Annotated in this window: 21 protein-coding genes; 14 read left to right on the top strand and 7 right to left on the bottom strand. The window is 67.5% G+C overall.

What is annotated here, in order from left to right; translation table 11 throughout:
• The first annotated feature begins 62 nt into the window (after positions 1 to 62).
• Both R4823_RS01415 and R4823_RS01410 read left to right on the top strand, forming a co-directional pair.
• Positions 63 to 1,010 (top strand): tripartite tricarboxylate transporter substrate binding protein, encoded by a 948-nt coding sequence (locus R4823_RS01415; RefSeq protein ID WP_165963144.1) that lies wholly within the window; start codon positions 63 to 65, stop codon positions 1,008 to 1,010.
• 22 nt (positions 1,011 to 1,032) lie between these two features.
• Positions 1,033 to 1,362, top strand: coding sequence for an NIPSNAP family protein (locus R4823_RS01410; protein WP_132979733.1), 330 nt, complete (start codon positions 1,033 to 1,035; stop codon positions 1,360 to 1,362).
• A gap of 10 nt (positions 1,363 to 1,372) precedes the next feature.
• Here R4823_RS01410 and rodA read toward each other — a convergent pair whose 3' ends face one another.
• The 5 genes from rodA to R4823_RS01385 all read right to left on the bottom strand — a co-directional run bounded on the left by rodA (position 1,373) and on the right by R4823_RS01385 (position 7,195).
• The gene (rodA, locus tag R4823_RS01405) at positions 1,373 to 2,458 is read right to left on the bottom strand and encodes a rod shape-determining protein RodA (RefSeq protein ID WP_132979816.1); all 1,086 of its coding nucleotides are present in this window, start codon (positions 2,456 to 2,458) and stop codon (positions 1,373 to 1,375) included.
• 73 nt (positions 2,459 to 2,531) lie between these two features.
• Entirely contained in the window at positions 2,532 to 4,433 is a 1,902-nt protein-coding gene (gene mrdA, locus R4823_RS01400) for a penicillin-binding protein 2 (protein ID WP_132979732.1), read from the bottom strand.
• A gap of 61 nt (positions 4,434 to 4,494) precedes the next feature.
• A complete protein-coding gene (gene mreD, locus R4823_RS01395; protein WP_338617095.1) occupies positions 4,495 to 5,037 on the bottom strand; it encodes a rod shape-determining protein MreD in 543 nt (180 codons plus the stop codon).
• Between the two features lie 67 nt (positions 5,038 to 5,104).
• Positions 5,105 to 6,040, bottom strand: a complete 936-nt coding sequence (gene mreC / locus R4823_RS01390; RefSeq protein ID WP_087838796.1) for a rod shape-determining protein MreC — start codon at positions 6,038 to 6,040, stop codon at positions 5,105 to 5,107.
• Positions 6,041 to 6,151: 111 nt separating this feature from the next.
• Positions 6,152 to 7,195, bottom strand: coding sequence for a rod shape-determining protein (locus tag R4823_RS01385; RefSeq protein ID WP_087778192.1), 1,044 nt, complete (start codon positions 7,193 to 7,195; stop codon positions 6,152 to 6,154).
• A gap of 213 nt (positions 7,196 to 7,408) precedes the next feature.
• Here R4823_RS01385 and gatC point away from each other — a divergent pair, with 213 nt between their 5' ends.
• The 4 genes from gatC (at position 7,409) to R4823_RS01365 (ending at position 11,546) form a co-directional block, all read left to right on the top strand.
• Complete coding sequence (gene gatC / locus R4823_RS01380) at positions 7,409 to 7,717, top strand: Asp-tRNA(Asn)/Glu-tRNA(Gln) amidotransferase subunit GatC (RefSeq protein ID WP_132979731.1); 309 nt, start codon at positions 7,409 to 7,411, stop codon at positions 7,715 to 7,717.
• 4 nt (positions 7,718 to 7,721) lie between these two features.
• Positions 7,722 to 9,251 (top strand): Asp-tRNA(Asn)/Glu-tRNA(Gln) amidotransferase subunit GatA, encoded by a 1,530-nt coding sequence (gatA, locus tag R4823_RS01375; RefSeq protein WP_132979730.1) that lies wholly within the window; start codon positions 7,722 to 7,724, stop codon positions 9,249 to 9,251.
• A 21-nt stretch (positions 9,252 to 9,272) separates the two neighbouring features.
• Positions 9,273 to 10,727, top strand: a complete 1,455-nt coding sequence (gene gatB, locus R4823_RS01370) for an Asp-tRNA(Asn)/Glu-tRNA(Gln) amidotransferase subunit GatB (RefSeq protein ID WP_087838799.1) — start codon at positions 9,273 to 9,275, stop codon at positions 10,725 to 10,727.
• Positions 10,728 to 10,779: 52 nt separating this feature from the next.
• Positions 10,780 to 11,546, top strand: a protein-coding gene (locus tag R4823_RS01365; RefSeq protein ID WP_132979729.1) for an IS5 family transposase whose coding sequence is annotated in 2 segments (ribosomal slippage) — positions 10,780 to 11,095 and positions 11,095 to 11,546 — 768 coding nt in all. Because the reading frame shifts where the segments join, the coding sequence is not laid out codon by codon here.
• A gap of 32 nt (positions 11,547 to 11,578) precedes the next feature.
• Here R4823_RS01365 and R4823_RS01360 read toward each other — a convergent pair.
• Positions 11,579 to 11,974 carry a 4-oxalocrotonate tautomerase family protein gene (locus R4823_RS01360; RefSeq protein ID WP_087838800.1) on the bottom strand — a complete coding sequence of 132 codons (396 nt, stop codon included), beginning with the start codon at positions 11,972 to 11,974 and terminating at the stop codon, positions 11,579 to 11,581.
• A 103-nt stretch (positions 11,975 to 12,077) separates the two neighbouring features.
• Here R4823_RS01360 and R4823_RS01355 point away from each other — a divergent pair, with 103 nt between their 5' ends.
• From R4823_RS01355 to R4823_RS01320, 8 genes are all read left to right on the top strand, one after another.
• Positions 12,078 to 12,998, top strand: a complete 921-nt coding sequence (locus tag R4823_RS01355; protein ID WP_132979728.1) for a LysR family transcriptional regulator — start codon at positions 12,078 to 12,080, stop codon at positions 12,996 to 12,998.
• Positions 12,995 to 13,597, top strand: coding sequence for a histidine phosphatase family protein (locus R4823_RS01350; RefSeq protein ID WP_087838802.1), 603 nt, complete (start codon positions 12,995 to 12,997; stop codon positions 13,595 to 13,597). Before R4823_RS01355 ends, R4823_RS01350 begins: the two co-directional genes overlap by 4 nt.
• Positions 13,598 to 13,635: 38 nt before the next feature.
• The gene (locus R4823_RS01345) at positions 13,636 to 14,025 is read left to right on the top strand and encodes a PIN domain-containing protein (RefSeq protein ID WP_132979727.1); all 390 of its coding nucleotides are present in this window, start codon (positions 13,636 to 13,638) and stop codon (positions 14,023 to 14,025) included.
• Positions 14,026 to 14,162: 137 nt separating this feature from the next.
• The gene (locus tag R4823_RS01340) at positions 14,163 to 14,936 is read left to right on the top strand and encodes an SDR family oxidoreductase (protein WP_087838804.1); all 774 of its coding nucleotides are present in this window, start codon (positions 14,163 to 14,165) and stop codon (positions 14,934 to 14,936) included.
• 25 nt (positions 14,937 to 14,961) lie between these two features.
• Positions 14,962 to 15,870, top strand: coding sequence for a LysR family transcriptional regulator (locus R4823_RS01335; protein ID WP_087838805.1), 909 nt, complete (start codon positions 14,962 to 14,964; stop codon positions 15,868 to 15,870).
• 104 nt (positions 15,871 to 15,974) lie between these two features.
• Positions 15,975 to 16,328, top strand: coding sequence for a RidA family protein (locus tag R4823_RS01330; protein ID WP_087838806.1), 354 nt, complete (start codon positions 15,975 to 15,977; stop codon positions 16,326 to 16,328).
• 32 nt (positions 16,329 to 16,360) lie between these two features.
• Positions 16,361 to 17,323, top strand: coding sequence for a Bug family tripartite tricarboxylate transporter substrate binding protein (locus tag R4823_RS01325; protein ID WP_132979726.1), 963 nt, complete (start codon positions 16,361 to 16,363; stop codon positions 17,321 to 17,323).
• Positions 17,324 to 17,465: 142 nt separating this feature from the next.
• Positions 17,466 to 18,377: a fumarylacetoacetate hydrolase family protein gene (locus tag R4823_RS01320; protein WP_087838808.1), complete on the top strand. Its 912-nt coding sequence runs from the start codon at positions 17,466 to 17,468 to the stop codon at positions 18,375 to 18,377.
• On the opposite strand, the gene R4823_RS01315 is transcribed toward R4823_RS01320, so the two are convergent.
• Positions 18,316 to 19,347 (bottom strand): LysR family transcriptional regulator, encoded by a 1,032-nt coding sequence (locus tag R4823_RS01315; protein WP_165963143.1) that lies wholly within the window; start codon positions 19,345 to 19,347, stop codon positions 18,316 to 18,318. The two genes, R4823_RS01320 and R4823_RS01315, sit on opposite strands and share 62 nt — an antisense overlap.
• Between the last annotated feature and the right edge of the window lie 40 nt (positions 19,348 to 19,387).

The raw sequence follows: 19,387 nt of genomic DNA, 5'->3' as shown, positions 1-19,387 counted from the left end.
CGGCTCCGGCATCCGCCCCGCGTCGACCACGACCATGGCGCAGCGCCATGGAGGAGACCTTCATGCAACGAGTTCGAGCCTTGCTGTTCCTGTTGTCGTGCGCCGTCGCGGCCCCATCGCCCGCCGCCGATGTCGTCAAGCTGGTGGTGCCCTTCGCGGCCGGCGGTCCGGTGGACCAGGTCGCGCGCATCATCGCGCCGGGGCTCACCGCGGCGCTGGGCAAGACCGTCGTGGTGGAGAACCGCGGCGGCGCGGGCGGCGTCGTCGGCGCCAACTATGTCGCCAAGTCGCCCGCGGACGGCGGGACGCTGCTGGTGGCGACCTCGGGCTACGTGATGTCGGCGGGCACGATGACGCAACTGCCCTACGACCCGCGCAAGGACCTGGAACCCGTGGCGCTGATCGGCCAGGTCCAGACCCTGATGATCGCCCGCCCCGACCTGGGCGTGCGCACGCTGCGCGAGCTGGTGGACAAGTCCAAGTCCGGGGCGCGCATCAGCTACGGTTCGTCCGGCGTCGGCTCCACCATGCACATAGGCGGCGAGATGGTGAACGTCTACACGGGTTCGCAGATGCTGCACGTCCCGTATCGCGGCGCGGCCCCCGCCATCGCCGACCTGCTGGCCGGGCAGATCGACGCGCTGAACGCCGACGTGACCATCCTCGCGCCCTACGTGCGCGAAGGCAAGGTACGCGGCCTGGTGCTGTTCGACACGCAGCGTTCCAAGCAATTGCCCGACGTGCCGACCTCGGTCGAGGCGGGCTATCCCGACCTGCAGATGAGCAACGCCTACGGCATCCTGGCGCCGGCCGGCACCCCGGAGGCCACGCGCCGGCAGCTGGAGCAGGCCATCCTGAAGGTCGCGCGCTCGCCCGAGGTATCGGACAAGCTGGGCAGCATGGGGTTGATCGGCCCCATGGACACGGAGCAATTCAAGGCCAAGCTGGCCAGCGACTTCGACCGCTGGATCCCCTTCCTGAAGAAGACCGGCATCCAGGTCCAGCCCTAGAGGAAACAGAGGAACCCACCGCATGATCGTCGAGCACCGCACCTACACGCTCAAGCACGGCACCATGGACGACTACCTGCAGCGATACCGCACGCACGGCCTGCCCGTGCAGATGCGGCACCTGGGCGGGCTGGTCGGCTTCTACGTAAGCGAGATCGGTCCGCTGAACCAGGTCGTCCACATCTGGGCCTACGCCAGCCTGGCCGAGCGCGAACGGCGCCGCGAGCGGTTGGAGGCGGACCCCGAATGGGCTGCCTTCAGGCAGATGAACCGGGGGTCGTTCGTCGCCCAGGAGGTGAAGATCATGAACGTGGCGCCGTTCTCGCCGCAGCCGGCGTTGCCGGAGGACTAGGGGTGCGCCGCTAGCTCTGCACCAGCGCCCGGTGCCGCTGTATCCCCATCAGGATGCCCGCGGCGCACCCCAGCGTCAGCAGCGCCGTGCCGCCGTAGCTCATGAAAGGCAGCGGCACGCCCACCACGGGCAGGATGCCGCTGACCATGCCCATGTTCACGAAGGCATAGACGAAGAACACCATGGTCAGCGCCCCCGCCAGCAGGCGCGAGAAGACCGACGGGGCATTCGCGGCGATGGTCAGCCCGCGGATCAGCAGCAGCAGGTACAGGAACAGCAGCAGCAGGTTGCCGACGAAGCCGAATTCTTCGGCGAATACCGCGAAGATGAAGTCGGTGGTGCGCTCGGGAATGAAGTCGAGGTGGGTCTGCGTGCCCTGCATGTAGCCCTTGCCCAGCATGCCGCCCGAACCGACCGCGATGGCCGACTGTATGGTGTGGAAGCCCTTGCCCAGGGGATCGGAGGCGGGATTCAGCAAGGTGCAGACACGGTGCTTCTGGTAGTCGTGCAGCACGACCCAGTCCACGCCGTCCGTGCACAGGGTGTCTTCCAGCGAGACCAGGGTCCCCAGCGCGATCACGCTTACCAGCGTGATGGGCACCAGCAGGCGGAACGACAGGCCGGCGAAGAACAGCACGAAGAACCCGGCGCCGAATACCAGCAGCGCGGTGCCGAGGTCGGGCTGCAGCACGATCAGCGAGAACGGCGTCAGCATCAGCACCGCGGCCACGATGAAGTCGCGTATCCGCAAGGTGCCCTGGTGCTTGTGGAAGTACCAGGCCAGCATCATCGGCACGGCGATCTTCATCACCTCGGAAGGCTGGATGCGGGTGAAGCCCAGGTTCAGCCATCGTGTCGCGCCCTTGCTGGTCTCGCCGACGAACTCCACGCCGAACAGCAGCACCAGCCCGACCAGGTAGACCGGCACCGCCAGCCGCATCAGCGTCTGGGGCGAGAGTTGCGCCAGCAGCCACATCGCCAGCAGCGCGATGCCGTAGTTGCGCAATTGGTCGGCGAAGCGGCCGTCGAAACCGCCTCCGGCCGAGTACATGGACATCAGCCCGATACCCGCCAGGGCCATCAGGATCAGCAACATGGGAATGTCGAACACCGCGACCGTGCGCAGCAGGACAGTGCGCCAGGTCAGGCGGTTGAACAAGCCCGGTCCGTCAATCACCGGCAGCCTCCGCAGGTTGGGGTGGCGTGTCGGGCACGGGCCCGCCCGGGCGCTTGCCCAGCAGCCAGAAGTCGAATACCTGGCGCGCCACGGGCGCGGCCACGGTGGCGCCCCAGCCGGCGTTCTCGACGATCAGGGCCACCGCGATGCGCGGATGGTCCAGCGGCGCGAAGGCCATGAACAGGGCGTGGTCGCGCAGCCGCTCGTCGATGCGGCTGGCGTTGTAGCGTTCCCCCGAACGCAGGCTGTAGACCTGCGCCGTGCCGGTCTTGCCCGCCGCGACGTAGGGCGCGCCGGCGAAGGCCCGTGCCGCCGTGCCGCTGCGCGTGACCGAGGCCATGGCCTGCTTGATCATCTTGATGTTCTCGGGCTTGAGCGGAATGCGGTAGCTTTCGTGCGGAACGGTCAGGGTCTGTTCGCCGGTGGCGCTGTCCTGCAAGGACTTGACCAGGTGGGGCTTCATGTAGACGCCGTCGTTGGCCAGCACCGAAGTGGCCTGGGCCAGCTGCAGCAGCGTGAAGGCGTTGTAGCCCTGGCCCACGCCGATGGAAATGGTCTCGCCCGCGTACCAGCGCTGCTGCTCGGGCTTGGAATAGGCCCGCCGCTTCCAGGCGGTGGACGGCAGGATGCCGGTCTTTTCGCCACCCAGGTCGATGCCGGTGATCTGGCCGAAGCCGAAGGGCTTCATGAAATCGTGGATGGCATCCACGCCCAGGTCGGCGGCCAGCGAATAGAAGTAGGTGTCGGACGAGACTTCCAGCGCGCGGCGCATGTCTATCGTGCCGTAGGCCCGCTCCCCGGAGTTGCGGTAGCGGCGGTCGCCGAACTCGAAATAGCCGGGGTCGTACATGGTGCCGGTGAAGGTCCGCTTACCCAGTTCCAGCCCGGCCAGCGCCATGAAGGGCTTGTAGGTGGAGCCGATGGGATAGGTGCCGTACAGCGGCCGGTTGATCAGCGGGCGATCGGGCGATTCGTTCAGCGCCTTCCAGTTGTCCACGTCGATGCCGTCGACGAACAGGTTGGGATCGAACGACGGGCGCGAGACGAAGGCCAGGATGTCGCCCGTGGAAGGCTCGATCGCCACCAGCGCGCCCCGCCGGTTGCCGAACGCCGCCTCGGCGATCTTCTGCAGCTCGATGTCGATGGACAGGATCAGGTTCTTGCCCGAAACCGGCGGCGTGCGCGAAAGCGTCCGCACCGCGCGGCCCGAGGCGGTCACCTCGACCTCCTCGACCCCGGTCTTCCCGTGCAGCACGCTCTCATAGGATTTTTCCAGGCCTTCCTTGCCTATGTAATCCGTTCCCCGGTAATTGGAAATGGTGCCATCTTCTTCCAACCGGCCGATATCGCGCTGGGAAATCCGCCCTATGTAGCCGATCACATGCGCCGCGGTCTCGCCCTGGGGGTAGTTGCGCAGCAGCCGCGCGCGGATTTCCACGCCCGGGAAACGATAGGCCTGGGCGGCGAAGCGGGCGACCTCCTCGTCGGTCAGTCGGCTGCGGATGGGCAGGCTCTCGAACCGCCGCGACTCGCCCAGCAACTGGCGGAAACGGCGGCGATCGCGGGCGTCGATGTGCACCACCTCGCCCAATTGCTCGATGGTCTCGTCCAGCTTGCCCGCCTTGGACGGGGTGATTTCCAGCGTATAGGCCGAGTAGTTGCGGGCCAGAAGCGCGCCATTGCGGTCCACGACGATGCCCCGATGGGGCGTGATGGGCACGACCGAGATGCGGTTCTGCTCGGCGCGGGCGGCATAGGCGTCGTGGTTGGCGACCTGCAGGTACCAGAACCTGGATCCGAGCAGGCCGAAGCAGACGAGAACGAGCCCCACCGCCACCAGCAGGCGCAGGCGGAAATGCTGGAGTTCGCGCTCGGTATTCTTGAGTTCGGTCATGTGCTGCGGAAACCCGGCCCCTGCGGGCCGGACGGTGTTGCGTGGTGCCGGCTGGCCTGGCTTAGATGGGCCTCGTGTCGTCGGGGTCCACCGGCCTGCGCTGGGGGGCTTGCAGGATCCAGCCCGCCAGCGGCCACAACAGGGCCGAGATCACGCTGTTCAGCGCCCACCACCAGCCGGGCCAGGTGCCGTCGAGCCAGCCGCGGATAGAGAATACCGTGAGTTCGGAGACGAAAAAAACCGGCAGCACGTGCAAGGCCTGCAGCCAGGGCGAGAACCACGACAGCCGCCGGTGCATCAGCAGCGCCAGATAGACCATCAAGGTGTAGGACAGCGCGTGCTCGCCCAGGCGGGCCGACCCGTGCACGTCCATCAGGATGCCGAAGACGAAGGCGGTCAACATGCCCACGCGCCGGGGCTCGTGGACGCTCCAGAATACCAGGCAGATCGCCAGCGCGTCGGGGATGCCGCCCACCTGGCCCCAGGGCAGCAGGTTGAGCAGCCAGGCCAGGAACAGCGTGAGCCAGATGAAGCGGGGTTCGACCGGCAAGAGCAGGTGTTCGGTCGGAACCCGGGAACGTGGCAGCGTGGAAGGTGCTTTCAACGGAAGCCCCCCCCTGCGCGCTGACGCGCGCCCCCCAGGGGGCGGCACTGGATGAGGAAGTGTGCTTTCATCGGCTGGGGGTAGCGCGGGGCGCCATGGATGATGGGGACGACTTGTCCGACAGTTCGCTTTTGGAGGATTCGTCCCCCGGCGCGCCGGGAAGCTCCTGCGGCTTGATGGTCTGCAGCACCAGGAAATGCCGGTAGCGGTCCACGCCGGCCACCGGCTTGCACAGGATGCGCGCGAAGCCGGAACTGGCGTCGCGCTCGACCGATTCGACCGTGGCCACCGGCAGGCCCTCGGGATAGATGCCGTCCAGCCCGCTGGTGACCAGGGTGTCGCCCACCTGGATGTCGGCGTCGGACGCCATGAACCGCAGGCCCAGCCGGCCCGGGATCTCGCCGCCGGAGGTGATGCCGCGCAGGCCGTTGCGCAGCACCTGGATGGGAATGGACTGCACCCGGTCGGTCAGCAGCGCGACCTCGGAGGTCATGGGCGAGGTGCGCACCACCTGCCCCACCACGCCGCCGTCGTCGATGACCGGCATGCCGGCGATGATGCCGTAGTGGCTGCCCTTGTCGATGATGAGGCGGCGCGAGAAGGCGTCGCGCGACTCGTACAGCACCTGCACCAGGACGGCGGGCGCCGGAACGCGCTCGCTGGCGCCCAGCAGCCGGCGCAGCTGGGCGTTCTCGGAAGCCAGTTGCGCGGCCTGGGCGGTGGACTGCGCCATCTCGATGCGCTGGCGGCGCATCAACTCGATTTCCTGCTGGACGCTGCTGTTGACCTCGAAGAAATCGGCCACGTAGCGCACGCCGTCGCGAGGCAGCAGCATCACGCGCTGGAACGGATACAGGACGACGCTGACCGCTTCACGCAAGGCATCGAGCGCCCGCATGCGGGTATCGACCACCAGCATGACCAGGGACAGGAACACGAAGAACGCCAGCCGGACCAAGGCCGGCGGCCCTTGCTTGAAAAACGACGGTGGACTGTATTGCATGGAAGTATGTCCAGCGTCCGGCGATGCCGGGACAGGTCCCGAGGAAAAAAGACCGGGGCGAACCGCTTGTCAGCCGCTTCGCCCCGTCGCGATGACAACCACGAGAAAAGATTACTCGTTCGTGAAGATGGCGCCCAGTTTGTCCATGCGCTCGAGCGCCTGGCCGCAGCCGCGCACCACGCAGGTCAGCGGATCCTCGGCCACGATGACGGGCAGGCCGGTTTCTTCCTGCAGCAGGCGGTCCAGGTCGCGCAGCAGCGCGCCGCCGCCAGTCAGCATGATGCCCTTCTCGGTGATGTCGGCGCCCAGCTCGGGCGGGGTCTGCTCCAGCGCGATCTTCACGGCCGAGACGATCTGGTTCAGCGGATCGGTCAGCGCCTCGAGGATTTCGTTGGAGGAAACGGTGAAGCTGCGGGGGATGCCTTCGGACAGGTTGCGGCCCTTGACTTCCATTTCCTTGACCTCGGAGCCGGGGAACGCCGATCCGATGGCCTTCTTGATGAGTTCGGCCGTGGGTTCGCCGATCAGCATGCCGTAGTTGCGGCGGATGTAGTTGACGATGGCCTCGTCGAACTTGTCGCCGCCCACGCGCACCGAGCCCTTGTAGACCATGCCGCCCAGCGAGATCACGGCGACCTCGGTGGTGCCGCCGCCGATGTCCACCACCATCGAGCCGCTGGCGTCGGAAACCGACAGGCCGGCGCCGATGGCCGCGGCCATGGGTTCCTCGATCAGGAACACCTGGCTGGCGCCGGCGCCCAGCGCCGATTCCCGGATCGCCCGGCGCTCGACCTGCGTGGAGCCGCAGGGAACGCAGATGATGATGCGGGGGCTGGGGGCGAACAGGCCCTTGGGGTGGACCATGCGGATGAACTGCTTGAGCATCTGCTCGGTCACGGTGAAGTCGGCGATCACGCCGTCCTTCATGGGGCGGATGGCTTCGATGTTGCCGGGCACGCGGCCCAGCATCTGCTTGGCTTCCTTGCCCACCGCCTGGATCGTTTTCTTGCCGCTGGGCCCGCCTTCCTGGCGGATGGCCACCACCGAGGGTTCGTTCAGCACGATGCCCTTGCTGCGGACGTAGATCAGCGTGTTGGCGGTGCCAAGGTCGATCGCCAGATCATTGGAAAAATAACTGCGCAGGAAACTGAACATCGGGAATCTTTTATGAAGAACGGATGCGGGGTGGGCGGGTCCGGTAAACGCGAAATGATAACTTATAATCCTGCTTCAATACCCTGAAACTGCATCAAAGTTCTGCATTATTCTCGATTCTGCGGTCTTCGAAGCAGTGCTACGACCCACCCGGCCCCGAAGCGCGCCAAAGCCCCGTCCGACGCCGTTTCGCAGCCTTTCCATCACACTGCCATGGCGCTTACCGAAACCGACGTCACGCGCATCGCGCGGCTGGCCCGTCTCGAACTTGCGGGCGACACCCAGGCCCGCGTCCTGAAGGACCTGAACGGCATCTTCGGCCTGATCGAGCAACTGCAGGCGGTCGACACCCAGGGCGTGGAACCGCTCACCCATCCCATCTCGGCCATCGAGGACGTGGCGCTGCGCCTGCGCGAGGACGCCGCCACCGAGCCGGCCACCGCCGACTCGCGCGACGCCCTGCTGGCCAACGCCCCGGCCGTCCAGGACGGCCTGTTCCTGGTGCCCAAGGTCATCGAGTAAGCCCATGCCCCAACCCCTGCACACCGAATTCTCCGGCATCGCCGAGCTGCGCAAGGCCCTGGACGAGCGCCGCGTCTCGGCCGTCGAGCTGGCGCAAAGCGCGCTCGAGGCCATCGCCGCCCGCCACGAACTCAATGCCTTCCTGCACGTCGACCCCGAACTGACGCTGGCCCAGGCCCGCGCCGCCGACGCCGCGCTGGCGAACGGCCAGGCCGGCCCGCTGGCCGGCATCCCCATCGCCCACAAGGACGTCTTCGTCACCCGCGGCTGGCGCACCACGGCGGCCAGCGCCATGCTGAAGGACTACGTCAGCCCGTTCGACGCCACCGTGGTCGAACGACTGGCCGCGGCGGGCGCGGTCACCCTGGGCAAGCTCAATTGCGACGAGTTCGCGATGGGTTCGTCCAACGAGAACTCGGCCTACGGCCCGGTCCTCAACCCCTGGGACACCGCGGCCGTGCCCGGCGGTTCGTCCGGCGGCTCGGCCGCCGCGGTCGCCGCGGGCCTGGCCGTGGGCGCCACGGCCACCGACACCGGCGGGTCGATCCGGCAGCCGGCCTCGCTGTGCGGCGTCAGCGGCATCAAGCCCACCTACGGCACCGTGTCCCGCTACGGCATGATCGCCTACGGCTCCAGCCTGGACCAGGGCGGCCCCATCGCCCGCCACGCGCGCGACCTGCTGGAACTGCTGGACCCCATCACCGGCTTCGACGAACGGGACTCCACCAGCCTGGAACGCTGCGGCGCCGAGCCCAACGCCCCCGGCCGCGTGCGCGCGGCGTTCGACGCGTTCGCGGCGCGGGCCCAGGGCGACAAGCCGCTGGCCGGCCTGCGCATCGGCATCCCGCGCGAATTCTTCGGCGCCGGGCTGGCCGACGACGTGCGCATGGCCATCGAGACCGCGCTGCAGCAATTCGAGGCGCTGGGCGCCCGGCGGGTGGACATCTCGCTGCCGCGCACGGAACTGTCCATCCCGGCCTACTACGTCATCGCCCCGGCCGAGGCCTCGAGCAACCTCTCGCGCTACGACGGCGTGCGCTACGGCCACCGCGCGGCCCAATACCGCGACCTGGCCGACATGACCAGCCGCTCGCGCGCCGAGGGCTTCGGCCTGGAAGTGCAGCGCCGTATCCTGACGGGTACCTACGTGCTGTCGCACGGCTACTACGACGCCTACTACCTGCAGGCGCAGAAGGTGCGCCGGCTGGTGGCCGACGATTTCCAGAAGGCGCTGCGGGACCAGTGCGACGTGATCGTCGGCCCCGTGTCCCCCACCGTGGCCTGGAACCTGGGCGAGAAGACCGACGATCCGGTGGCCATGTACCTGGCCGACATCTACACGCTCAGCCTGAACCTGGCGGGCCTGCCCGGGGTGTCCATCCCCTGCGGCTTCGGCCTGGGTCCGGTGCACGGCCAGCGCCCCGTCGGCCTGCAGATCATCGGCAATTATTTCGACGAGGGCCGGTTGCTCGGCATCGCCGACATCTTCCAACAAGCCACCGATTGGCATGATCGCCGCCCGGGCAGCCTGTGATCCTTCAAGCGGAATGAACGTATGAACTGGGAAGTCGTCATCGGTCTGGAAACGCACGTGCAACTGTCCACGGCGTCCAAGATCTTCTCGGGCAGCAGCACCCGCTTCGGGGCCCCGGCCAACATGCAGGCCAATGCCGTGGACCTGGCGCTGCCGGGCACGCTGCCGGTCATGAACCGGGGCGCGGTCGAACGCGCCATCAAGCTGGGCCTGGCGCTGGGCTCGCACATCGCGCCGCGCTCGATCTTCGCGCGCAAGAACTACTTCTATCCCGACCTGCCCAAGAACTACCAGATCAGCCAGTACGAGATCCCGGTGGTGCAGGGCGGCTCGCTCACCTTCTTCGTGGGCGAGCGGGAAATGACCATCAACCTGACCCGGGCCCACCTGGAAGAAGACGCGGGCAAGTCGCTGCACGACGACTTCGCCGGCCCCCACGGCGAAAAGTCCACCGGCATCGACCTGAACCGCGCCGGCACCCCGCTGTTGGAAGTCGTGTCCGAGCCCGAGATGCGTTCTGCCGAGGAAGCCGTGGCCTACGCCAAGGCGCTGCACGCGCTGGTGGTCTGGCTGGGCATCTGCGACGGCAACATGCAGGAAGGCTCGTTCCGCATCGACGCCAACGTGTCCGTGCGCCCCGTGGGCCAGAAGGAATTCGGCACCCGCACCGAGACCAAGAACGTCAACTCGTTCCGCTTCCTCGAACGCGCCATCCAATACGAAGTGCGGCGCCAGATCGAACTGATCGAGGACGGTGGCAAGGTGGTGCAGGAAACCCGCCTGTACGACCCCGACCGCGACGAGACCCGCAGCATGCGGTCCAAGGAAGACGCGCACGACTACCGCTATTTCCCGGATCCCGACCTGCCGCCGCTGGTCATCGCGCCGGACTGGATCGAGCGCGTGCGCGCCGACATGCCCGAGCTGCCCGCCGCCAAGCGCGCCCGCTTCGAAGCCGACTACGGCCTGCCCGCCTACGACGCCGCCCAGCTCACCGGCAGCCGCGATACCGCCGACTTCTTCGAGGCCACCGCCAAGGCGCTGCCCGCCGGCCAGGCCAAGCTGGCCGCCAACTGGATCATGGGCGAGCTGGCCGCCGCCCTGAACCGCGAGGAAATGGACATCGCCCGGAGCCCCGTCTCCAGCGCCCAGCTGGGCAAGCTGCTGGCGCGCATCGCCGACGGCACGATCTCGAACAAGATCGCCCGCGACGTGTTCGCCGCCATCTGGCAGGGCGAGAACGGCGGCGACGCCGATGCCATCATCGAAGCGCGCGGCCTCAAGCAGATCAGCGATACCGGCGCCATCGGCAAGATGATCGACGACGTGCTGGCCGCCAACCCCGCGATCGTGGCCGAATACCGCGCCGGCAAGGAAAAGGCCTTCAACTCGCTGGTCGGCCAGGTGATGAAGGCCGCCAAGGGCAAGGCCAACCCGCAGCAGGTCAACGAACTGCTGAAACAGAAGCTGGCCTAGGGCCTGTTAACACTAATTGCGTCACAGGCCAAGTTGATGGACTATGTGGTCCATGGAGATTACATCTGAACAATTTGCGCTCGTAGAGCATTGTCTGCCGAGACAGCGAGGCAATGTGAGCATGACCAACCTGCAGGTAGTCAACGCGATGCTCTACGTGGCCGAGCATGGCTGTAAGTGGCGAGGCTTGCCCAAGCGCTTCGGAAACTGGCACACCGTCTACACACGCATGCGCCGCTGGTCCAAATCCGGAGTTCTGGATCGAATGTTCGAAGAATTGCAGTGCTTGCAAGTGGTGCGCATCAAGATTGAAGCCGTCTCGTTGGACAGCACAAGTGTCAAGGTGCATCCCGATGGAACCGGTGCGTTAAAAAAAACGGTCCGCAGTCCATCGGGAAGTCTAGAGGCGGATGGAACACCAAGATTCATATGGTTGCCGCGGATGCTCGAACGGCCGTGACGTTCTGTTTATCGCCTGGCCAAGCTGGCGATGGGCCGCAAGGTCGGCGCTTGCTCGAGAGCCTGGGCCGCACGAGTCGACCTGTGCACTTGCTCATGGATATGGCCTACCAAGGGGATGAGACTATTCAATTGGCTCTTGATCTCGGATTTATTCCAGTGGTTCCGCCCAATCCGCAGCGGCTGAACCCATGGGAATACGATCGCGCAATGTACAAACGGCGTAACGAAGTCGAGCGACTGTTCCGCCGCTTGAAGGGATTTCGGCGAATTTTCTCCCGATTCGAGAAGCTCGATGCGATGTTCCTGGCTTTCCTTAACTTCGTCCTCGTCGCCGATGGCCTACGAGGTTTGTGTTAACAGGCCCTAGGACCCGTCCTCCGCCCGGCGCGTCACCCGGCGCGCTGGTGCCGGTACTCCTGCGTCGCGCCGCCGTAGCCGTAGGCGGCGGCGCGCGCATCGATCACGTGTACGTACGAGCATTCGTGCACGCCTCCCAACAGCTCCTTGAATGCCGCGTAGACCTCGCGGATGAAGCGCGCCTTCTCGGCCTTGGTATTGGTCTCGTCGGTCACGCTGATGTCCAGGTGAAAGGCATTGGCCCCTTGCTCCTCCAGCGATCGGCCGCCGATGAACCACTGGTCCTTCGGGACGTACTGGACCGCGACGGCGATGACCCGCTCTTCCTTGCCCAGGATGGATTGGGTCAGCCGGGTGGCCGCCTGGACGGCTTCCCGGGTCAGGGCCGCCTCGGGCTGGCCGGAAAGATGGATGACGATGTGTGGCATGACAGGCTCCTCGTGCAATGGACGAGGCCAGTCTAGGGCGGCCTTTGACATTTGAAAAACGGGATTTTAGGATCTTATCCATCAAACTTTCCGATGGATAGGCATGGACGGCTTCGAGTTCGACCAATTGCGCACCCTGGCCGCCGTGGCCGACGCCCGCAGCCTGACGGCAGCCGCGCCGCGCCTCTTCCTGTCGCAATCGGCCGTCAGCGAACAGATTCGCAAGCTCGAGGACAAGGCCGGCCAGCGCCTGCTGGTGCGCGCCAAGCGCGGCGTCACCCTGACCCCCGCCGGCGACCGCCTGTTGGCCCATGCCCGGCGCCTGCTGGCCTTGAACGAAGAAGCCTACCGCGACCTGCGCGGCGTACCCCTGCTGGGCGAACTGCGCCTGGCCGTCACCGATTACTTCCGCCCGGGAGACATCGCGCCCCTGCTGCGCCGGCTGGGCCAGAACCATCCCGGGGTGCGCCTGCACGTGGCCATCCTGAAAAGCGGCGTCATCGAACAGGCCTATGCGCGCGGCGAGTTCGACGTGGCGATCTCGATGCGCATCGAATCCCGGGGCGCAGGTGGCCGCCGCCCGCCCGCCGGGCTGCGCCTGCGGCGCGAACCGCTGTGCTGGACGGCGGCCGACGGCGCACCGCCGGCGTTCAGCCGTACCGCCCCGCTGCCGCTGGTGGCCCTGCCGGACACCTGCGCCCTGCACCAATACACCGTCGGCCTGCTGGATCGCGCCAAGGTACCCTACCTGCTCGCGCACGTGGCATCGGGCGTGGCCGGCATGCAGCAGGCCGTGGCGGCGGGACTGGGCATCGCCTGCCTGAACGCCTCGTCGCTGGGGCCCGGCATGGCGCGGCTGGCTCCCGGCCGGCGGTTGCCCGCGCTGCCCGACGCCACCTTCCACCTGCTGCCTCCACGCCAGGGCGAGAGCGCCTTCGTCGCCCAGGCTCGCGAGGCCCTGGGCGCGCAATTCTCGCAACCGGTGTACAACAAGACCCTTTCCTTCCCGCTTGCCGCTCCATGACATTGCGCGAACTCTGGCTGATCCGCCACGGACAAAGCACGGCCAACGCCGGGGCGGCCACTTCCGAGGTAGGCTCCAGCCCGCTGACGGCGCTGGGCCGCGAACAGGCCCTGCTTGCCGCCCGCCAGGTCGACCGGCGCCCCGATCTGCTGATCGTCTCGCCCTTCCTGCGGGCGCAGGAAACCGCCGCGCCCATCCTGGAAAAATGGCCCGCCACCCCGATGGAGATCTGGCCCATCCAGGAATTCACCTACCTGTCGGCCCTCAAGTGCGCGGGGCTGAACGTGCACGAGCGCCGGCCCCTGGCCGACGCCTACTGGCGGCGCGCCGACCCCGACTACCGCGACGGCGACGACGCCGAATCGTTTTCCGAGTTCGCAGGCCGCCTGCGCGCCTTCGACGAGCGCGTGCGCACGCTGCGCGGCTTCGTCGTCGCGGTCGGCCACGGCCAGTTCTTCCACGCCTACCAGCTCGCGCTCGCGCTGGGGCTGGAAACCACGCCGCCCTGGATGCGGCGCTTCCGCGAGACGGACCTGGCGTCGCCCATCGAGAATGGGCAGGTCGTGCGGGTGGACCTCGCCAGATTGATATCAAAATGATGAAATGATTTCAAATCCATCATTTTGAGGATTTGAAAATGCGTTCCATCACTGTCCGAAATATTCCCGAGGAGGTTCATCGCGCCATTCGGGTTCGCGCAGCGATGCATGGCCACAGCACAGCAGCCGAAGTCCGCGGCATTCTGGAGCAAGCCGCCAGGCCCGAAGGCAAACGGCGCACCATCTATCTCGATCGTCAGGAGCACGAGGTCCTGCCAGCATTCTCGGGCCGCATTCTGCCCTTTGACCTGGATGCATCTCGCGCGTACTCCGACCTGATGACCGGGGCGCGAAAGGCCGGCAAGGCCATCGGCAAGGCGGATGGCTACATCGCTGCTTCGGCTCTCGCGCGGGGCTTCGCGGTCACCACCCGCGACACCAGTCCCTTAGAAGCCGCGGGACTGACCGTCATCAATCCTTGGAAGTAGCGCCACCATGGCGGCCGAGATCGGGTGTACCGCGATTGGCCGGATTTCCTGGATAGTCCATCCAGTCCCCGGGGGCTGATCGGATCGGCCCACGCTCCTAAGCTGGAACCCTCGTTTCCATCGCACAGGAGTTTTCCATGGCAGACCATTCGATACGCGGCAAGGTCGCGCTGATCGCCGGCGGCGCGAAGAATCTCGGCGGACTGATCGCGCGCGACCTGGCCGCGCAGGGCGCCAAGGCCGTCATCGTCCACTACAACAGCCCGGCGTCCAAGGCGGACGCGGACGCCACCGTGGCCGCGGTCCGCGCCGCGGGCGCCGAGTCGGCGGCCCTGCAGGCCGACCTGACGACGGCCGGTGCGGTGGAAAAACTGTTCGCCGATGCCATCGCCGTGGCCGGACGGCCGGACATCGCCATCAACACCGTGGGCAAGGTGCTGAAGAAGCCCATCGTCGACATCAGCGAAGCGGAATACGACGAGATGTCGGCGGTCAACGCCAAGTCGGCGTTCTTCTTCCTGAAGGAAGCTGGCCGCCATGTGAACGACAACGGCAAGATCGTGACGCTGGTGACCTCGCTGCTGGGCGCGTTCACGCCGTTCTACGCGGCCTACGAAGGCACCAAGGCGCCGGTGGAGCACTTCACCCGCGCGGCGGCCAAGGAGTTCGGCCAGCGCGGCATCTCGGTGACCGCGGTCGGCCCGGGCCCGATGGACACGCCCTTCTTCTATCCCGCCGAGCAGGCCGAGGCGGTGGCCTACCACAAGACCGCGGCGGCCCTGTCGCCATTCTCGAAGACCGGGCTGACCGACATCCAGGACGTGGTCCCGTTCATCCGCCACCTTGTCAGCGACGGCTGGTGGATCACGGGCCAGACCATCCTCATCAACGGCGGCTACACCACCAAATAGCGGCATCCTGCTCTATGCTTGGGGCATGGATCGCTTCGACCAGTATCGCGTTTTCGTCCAGGTAGCGGAGATGGGCAGCTTCATCAAGGCGGCCCACGCGCTGGAGCTGCCGCGCGCCTCGGTGTCGGCGGCCGTCCAGCAATTGGAGGCACAGGTCGGCGCGCGCCTGCTCCATCGCACGACCCGGCGCGTGTCGCTGACCGCCGACGGCCAGCAGTTGATCGAACGCATACGGCCGCTGCTGGCCGAGGTCGAGGACATCGACCAGTTGTTCCACGCGCGCGAAAAACAGGTGGCCGGGCGGCTGACCGTGGACGTGCCCAGCCGCATCGCGCGCCGCCTGGTCGTGCCCGCGCTGCCCGGCCTGCTGCAGCGCCATCCCCGCCTGCAACTGCTGCTGCGCTCGGGCGACCGCGCCATCGACCTCGTGCGCGAAGGCGTGGACTGCGCAGTGCGCATCGGCGCCCTGCACGACAGCAGCCTGGTCGTTCGTCCGCTGGGCGACATCGCGCTGATCAATTGCGCCAGCCCCGCATACCTGCGCCAGCACGGCGAACCCCGCCATCCCGACGAACTGGCCGATGGCCATTGGGCCGTGGGCTATGCCTCGGCCACCACGGGCCGCGAAACGGCGTGGGAATACCTGGACGCCGCCGGCGAACCGCGGAGCCGGGACGTGCCCAGCCAGGTGGTGGTGAACAATGCCGAGAACTACATCGCCTGCTGCCGGATGGGCCTGGGGCTGATCCAGATCCCGCGTTTCGACGTGCGGCATCTGCTCGATGCCGGCGAACTGGTCGAGGTCATGCCCGGCCTGCGCCCCGCGCCCATGCCGGTCTCCCTGCTGTATCCCCACCGCCGGCAGCGGTCGCGCCGGCTGGCCATGTTCGTGGAATGGTTCGAGGCCCTGATGCGGCCGCACCTGGACGCCTGAGGCCGCCGGAGATTCTTCCCGGTTCTCGGGAGATAAGTTTCTTTCATTATGGCGGCGGCGCGCATCGCGCCCACAATGTGCCGGCACACACCAAGGAGCCGCGCATGACCATCGAACGCCTGAACGAAAACGCCCACATGAGCAAGATCGTGATCCACGACAACCTCGTCTACATGTCGGGGCAGGTCGCGGACGATCCCTCGCAGGACTTCGACGGCCAGTTGCGCCAGATCCTGGCCAAGCTCGACGCCCAGCTCGAAGGCATAGGCCTGGACCGCAAGCACATCCTGAGCGCCATGGTCTGGATCGACGACTACAAGAAATGGCCCAGGCTCAACGAGATCTGGGACCAGTGGGTGATTCCCGGCCACAAGCCGGTGCGCTCCTGCGTCGAGGCCAAGCTGGCCTTTCCCGAATACGAGGTCGAGATCGCCGTGACCGCGGCGCGCAAGCCGTAGGCCAACGCCCATCCGGGCACACGAGGCGCATCATGATCCCGACCCTTATCCGGCGAGCCTGGCTCGCTCTTCTGTTCGCGGTGGCGGCTACGGCGGCCCAGGCCCAGGAGCCCCTGAAGCTGGTGGTGGGCCTGCCCGCCGGCGGCAACTTCGACATCATCGCGCGCCTGCTGGCGGACAAGCTGCGCGTCTCGCTCAACCAGCCGGCCATCGTCGAGAACCGGCCGGGCGCCCAGGCGCGGCTGGCCATCCAGCATGTCAAGGCGGCCGCTCCCGACGGCAACACGCTGGTGGTGGCGCCGGGCGCGACCATCTACCTGTATCCGCACGTGTTCAAGCAGCTGGGCTATGACCCGTTCACCGACCTCGCGCCGGTGGCCAAGCTGCCGACCTGGGAACTGGGGCTGGCCGTGCCGGCCTCGTCCCCGGTGCGCAGCCTGCAGGACTTCCTGGCCTGGGCCAAGGCCCATCCCACGGCGGCCTTCTACGGCACGCCGTCGGCCGGCAGCATCCAGCATTTCCTGGGCGTCTCGCTGTCGCAGACCACCGGCGTGCGGATGGAACACATCGGATACAAGGGCGCCGCCGAGGTCATCACCGCGCTGGTCGGCGCGCAGATCCCGGCGGCGATCCTGAACATCGGCGAGATGCTGAACCTGCAGCAGGCCGGCAAGGTCCGCATCCTGGCCACCTTCGGCTCGCAGCGGGCGGCCGAGCTGCCAGACGTGCCCACCGCGGCGGAACTGGGCCTGCGGATGGATACGGCCCAGGGCTGGGGCGGCATCTATGCGCCGGCGCGCACGCCGGATGCCCGCATCGCCCGGCTCAACGCGGCCATCGTCCGCGCCTTGAAAGAGCCCGACGTGCGCGCGAAGCTGGCCCAGATGGGCATGACCCCGGTGGACAGCACGCCCCGCCAACTGGACGAACAAGGCCGCCGCGAGCTCGAACAATGGCGCCAGGCAGTCCAGGCCTCGGGCTTCAGTGCTGATTAGAGGTTCCCCCCTACGCGCGTCGCGCGCCCCCCAGGGGGCGATGCGGGTGGACCGGCGGAGCCGGATCCACCGCATCCTGGGTTGAGTAGCGTCTGCCGCATGCGACGGATCGCTCATGGATGGATGGAATGAGGAAGCAACGATGTTTTCTTTGACTACCCGCTTGGTGCATGGCGCGCCGACCGGCTGTTTGCAGACCGCCCGGGGCTGCTATCCGATCGCGGCATCGGCCCGGGCGCTTGGGATGGACGCGATGCCGGACAGCATCATCGGCCTGTTCCGCGACTGGGCCGCCCATCAGCCGGGGCTGGCGCGCATCGCAGGCGCCGAAGGCGAGCTGCGCGCGCTGGCCGTGCCGGCCGACGCCCCCGAGCTGGCGCCGCTGCAATATCCCGGCAAGGTCCTGTGCGCCGGCGCCAACTACTACGACCACCTGGCCGAGATGAAGGTACCCGACGCGCACGACAAATCCGCGCAGCGGCTGTTCTTTTTCTTCAAGCCGGCGCGGCAGGCGGTGGTGGGTCCCGGCGCCACCGTGCGCATTCCGCGCGGCTGCCGGTCCTTCGACTGGGAGATCGAACTGGCGCTGGTGATCGGCCGCGAGGCCCGCGCGATCGCCGCCGGGGACTGGCGCGAGCACGTCGCGGCCTATTGCGTGGCGATCGATTTTTCCGCCCGCGACCTGAACCGCGCGCCCGAGACCTTCTACAAATTCGACTGGGTCGCGGGCAAGGCGCACGACACCAGTTGCCCGCTCGGCCCGCTGGTGCCGGCCGCCTTCGTTGCCGACCCGCACGACCTGGCCATGCGCCTGGACGTCAACGGCGACGTCCGGCAGGATGCGCGCACCTCGGGCATGATCTTCGACATCGGCGAGCAACTGGCGACGCTGTCGCGCATCATGACGCTGGAACCCGGCGACGTGGTGCTGACCGGCACCCCGGCGGGCGTGGGCGCCGCGCGCCGCAGCTTTCTTGCCGCGGGCGACGTGGTCAGCGCCCGGATCGAGTCCCTCGGCGCCCTGCGGGTAGAGATCCAGCCACCGCCTGCCTGACGGGACGCTGGCGGGCCGCGGCTTCCCGCGCCCGCGCCTCCAGCCCCGCGATCTCGTGCACCACGTCCAGGAAATGGCCGACCGCCGGCGAGACCGGACGATGGGCATGGGTGATGACGCCCACGGGCGGAATCGTCAACGGCAGCGCGAAGGGCAGGATGGCGAACAGCCCCTGGTCGCGGTAGTGGGCCGCCACGCGCCCCGGCACGACGGCCAGCATGTCCGACTTCTGGATCACGGCCTGGCTGAGCAGCAGCGACGCGGTCTCCACGCGCGGCCGGGGCACGGGCACACCGGCCTTCACGAACATCTGCTCGAACTGGGGCCGCATGGGCGCGAACTCGGTGGGCAGTATCCACTGCGACGCGGCCAGCTCGGGCAGGTCCAGGCGCCGCCGGCGCGCCCAGGGATGGCCGCTGCGCACGACCACGCAAACGGGCTCGTCATACAACAGCTCGCTTCGGAACGCCGGATCCTGGGTGGCCGCGGTCAGGCGGCCCAGCACCACGTCCAGTTCCTGGCGCGCCAGCGCCGGCAGCAGCACTTCGTTGCTGCCTTCGGTGGCCAGCACCACTACGTCCGGCCAGCGCTCGTGCAGCCGGTCCAGCGCCGTGCCCAGCAGCACCGACACCGCCGCCGGAAACACGCCCACCCGCACGCGGCCATGCGCGCCTTCGCGTATCAGCTGGACCTCGGTCAAGGAATCGCCCACGCTGCGCAGGATGCTGCGGGCCCACCGTATGGCCGCGTCGCCACCCGGCGTGGGCCGCAACCCGCTGGACGAACGGGTGAACAACTGCGTGCCGTAGATGTCCTCGGCATCGCGCAGCAGCTTGCTGGCGGCGGGCTGGGTCATGCTGAGCCGCGCCGCGGCCTTGTGGATGCTGCCCGTGTTGTCCAGCACGTCCAGGAGCTCCAGGTGCCGCAGCCGCAACCGGCCCCGCACGCGGTTGTCCAGCCGGATGTCCATGTTGCTCCCCCCGTCCCTCGTGCGCGGCCCGGCGGGCGCG

It is taken from the genome of Pigmentiphaga sp. CHJ604 (assembly GCF_036972535.1).
Classification (GTDB): Bacteria; Pseudomonadota; Gammaproteobacteria; order Burkholderiales; family Burkholderiaceae_B; genus Pigmentiphaga; species Pigmentiphaga daeguensis.
Note: the sequence above shows the minus strand (reverse complement) of the source record. Positions and strands in the feature narration are given on the sequence as shown.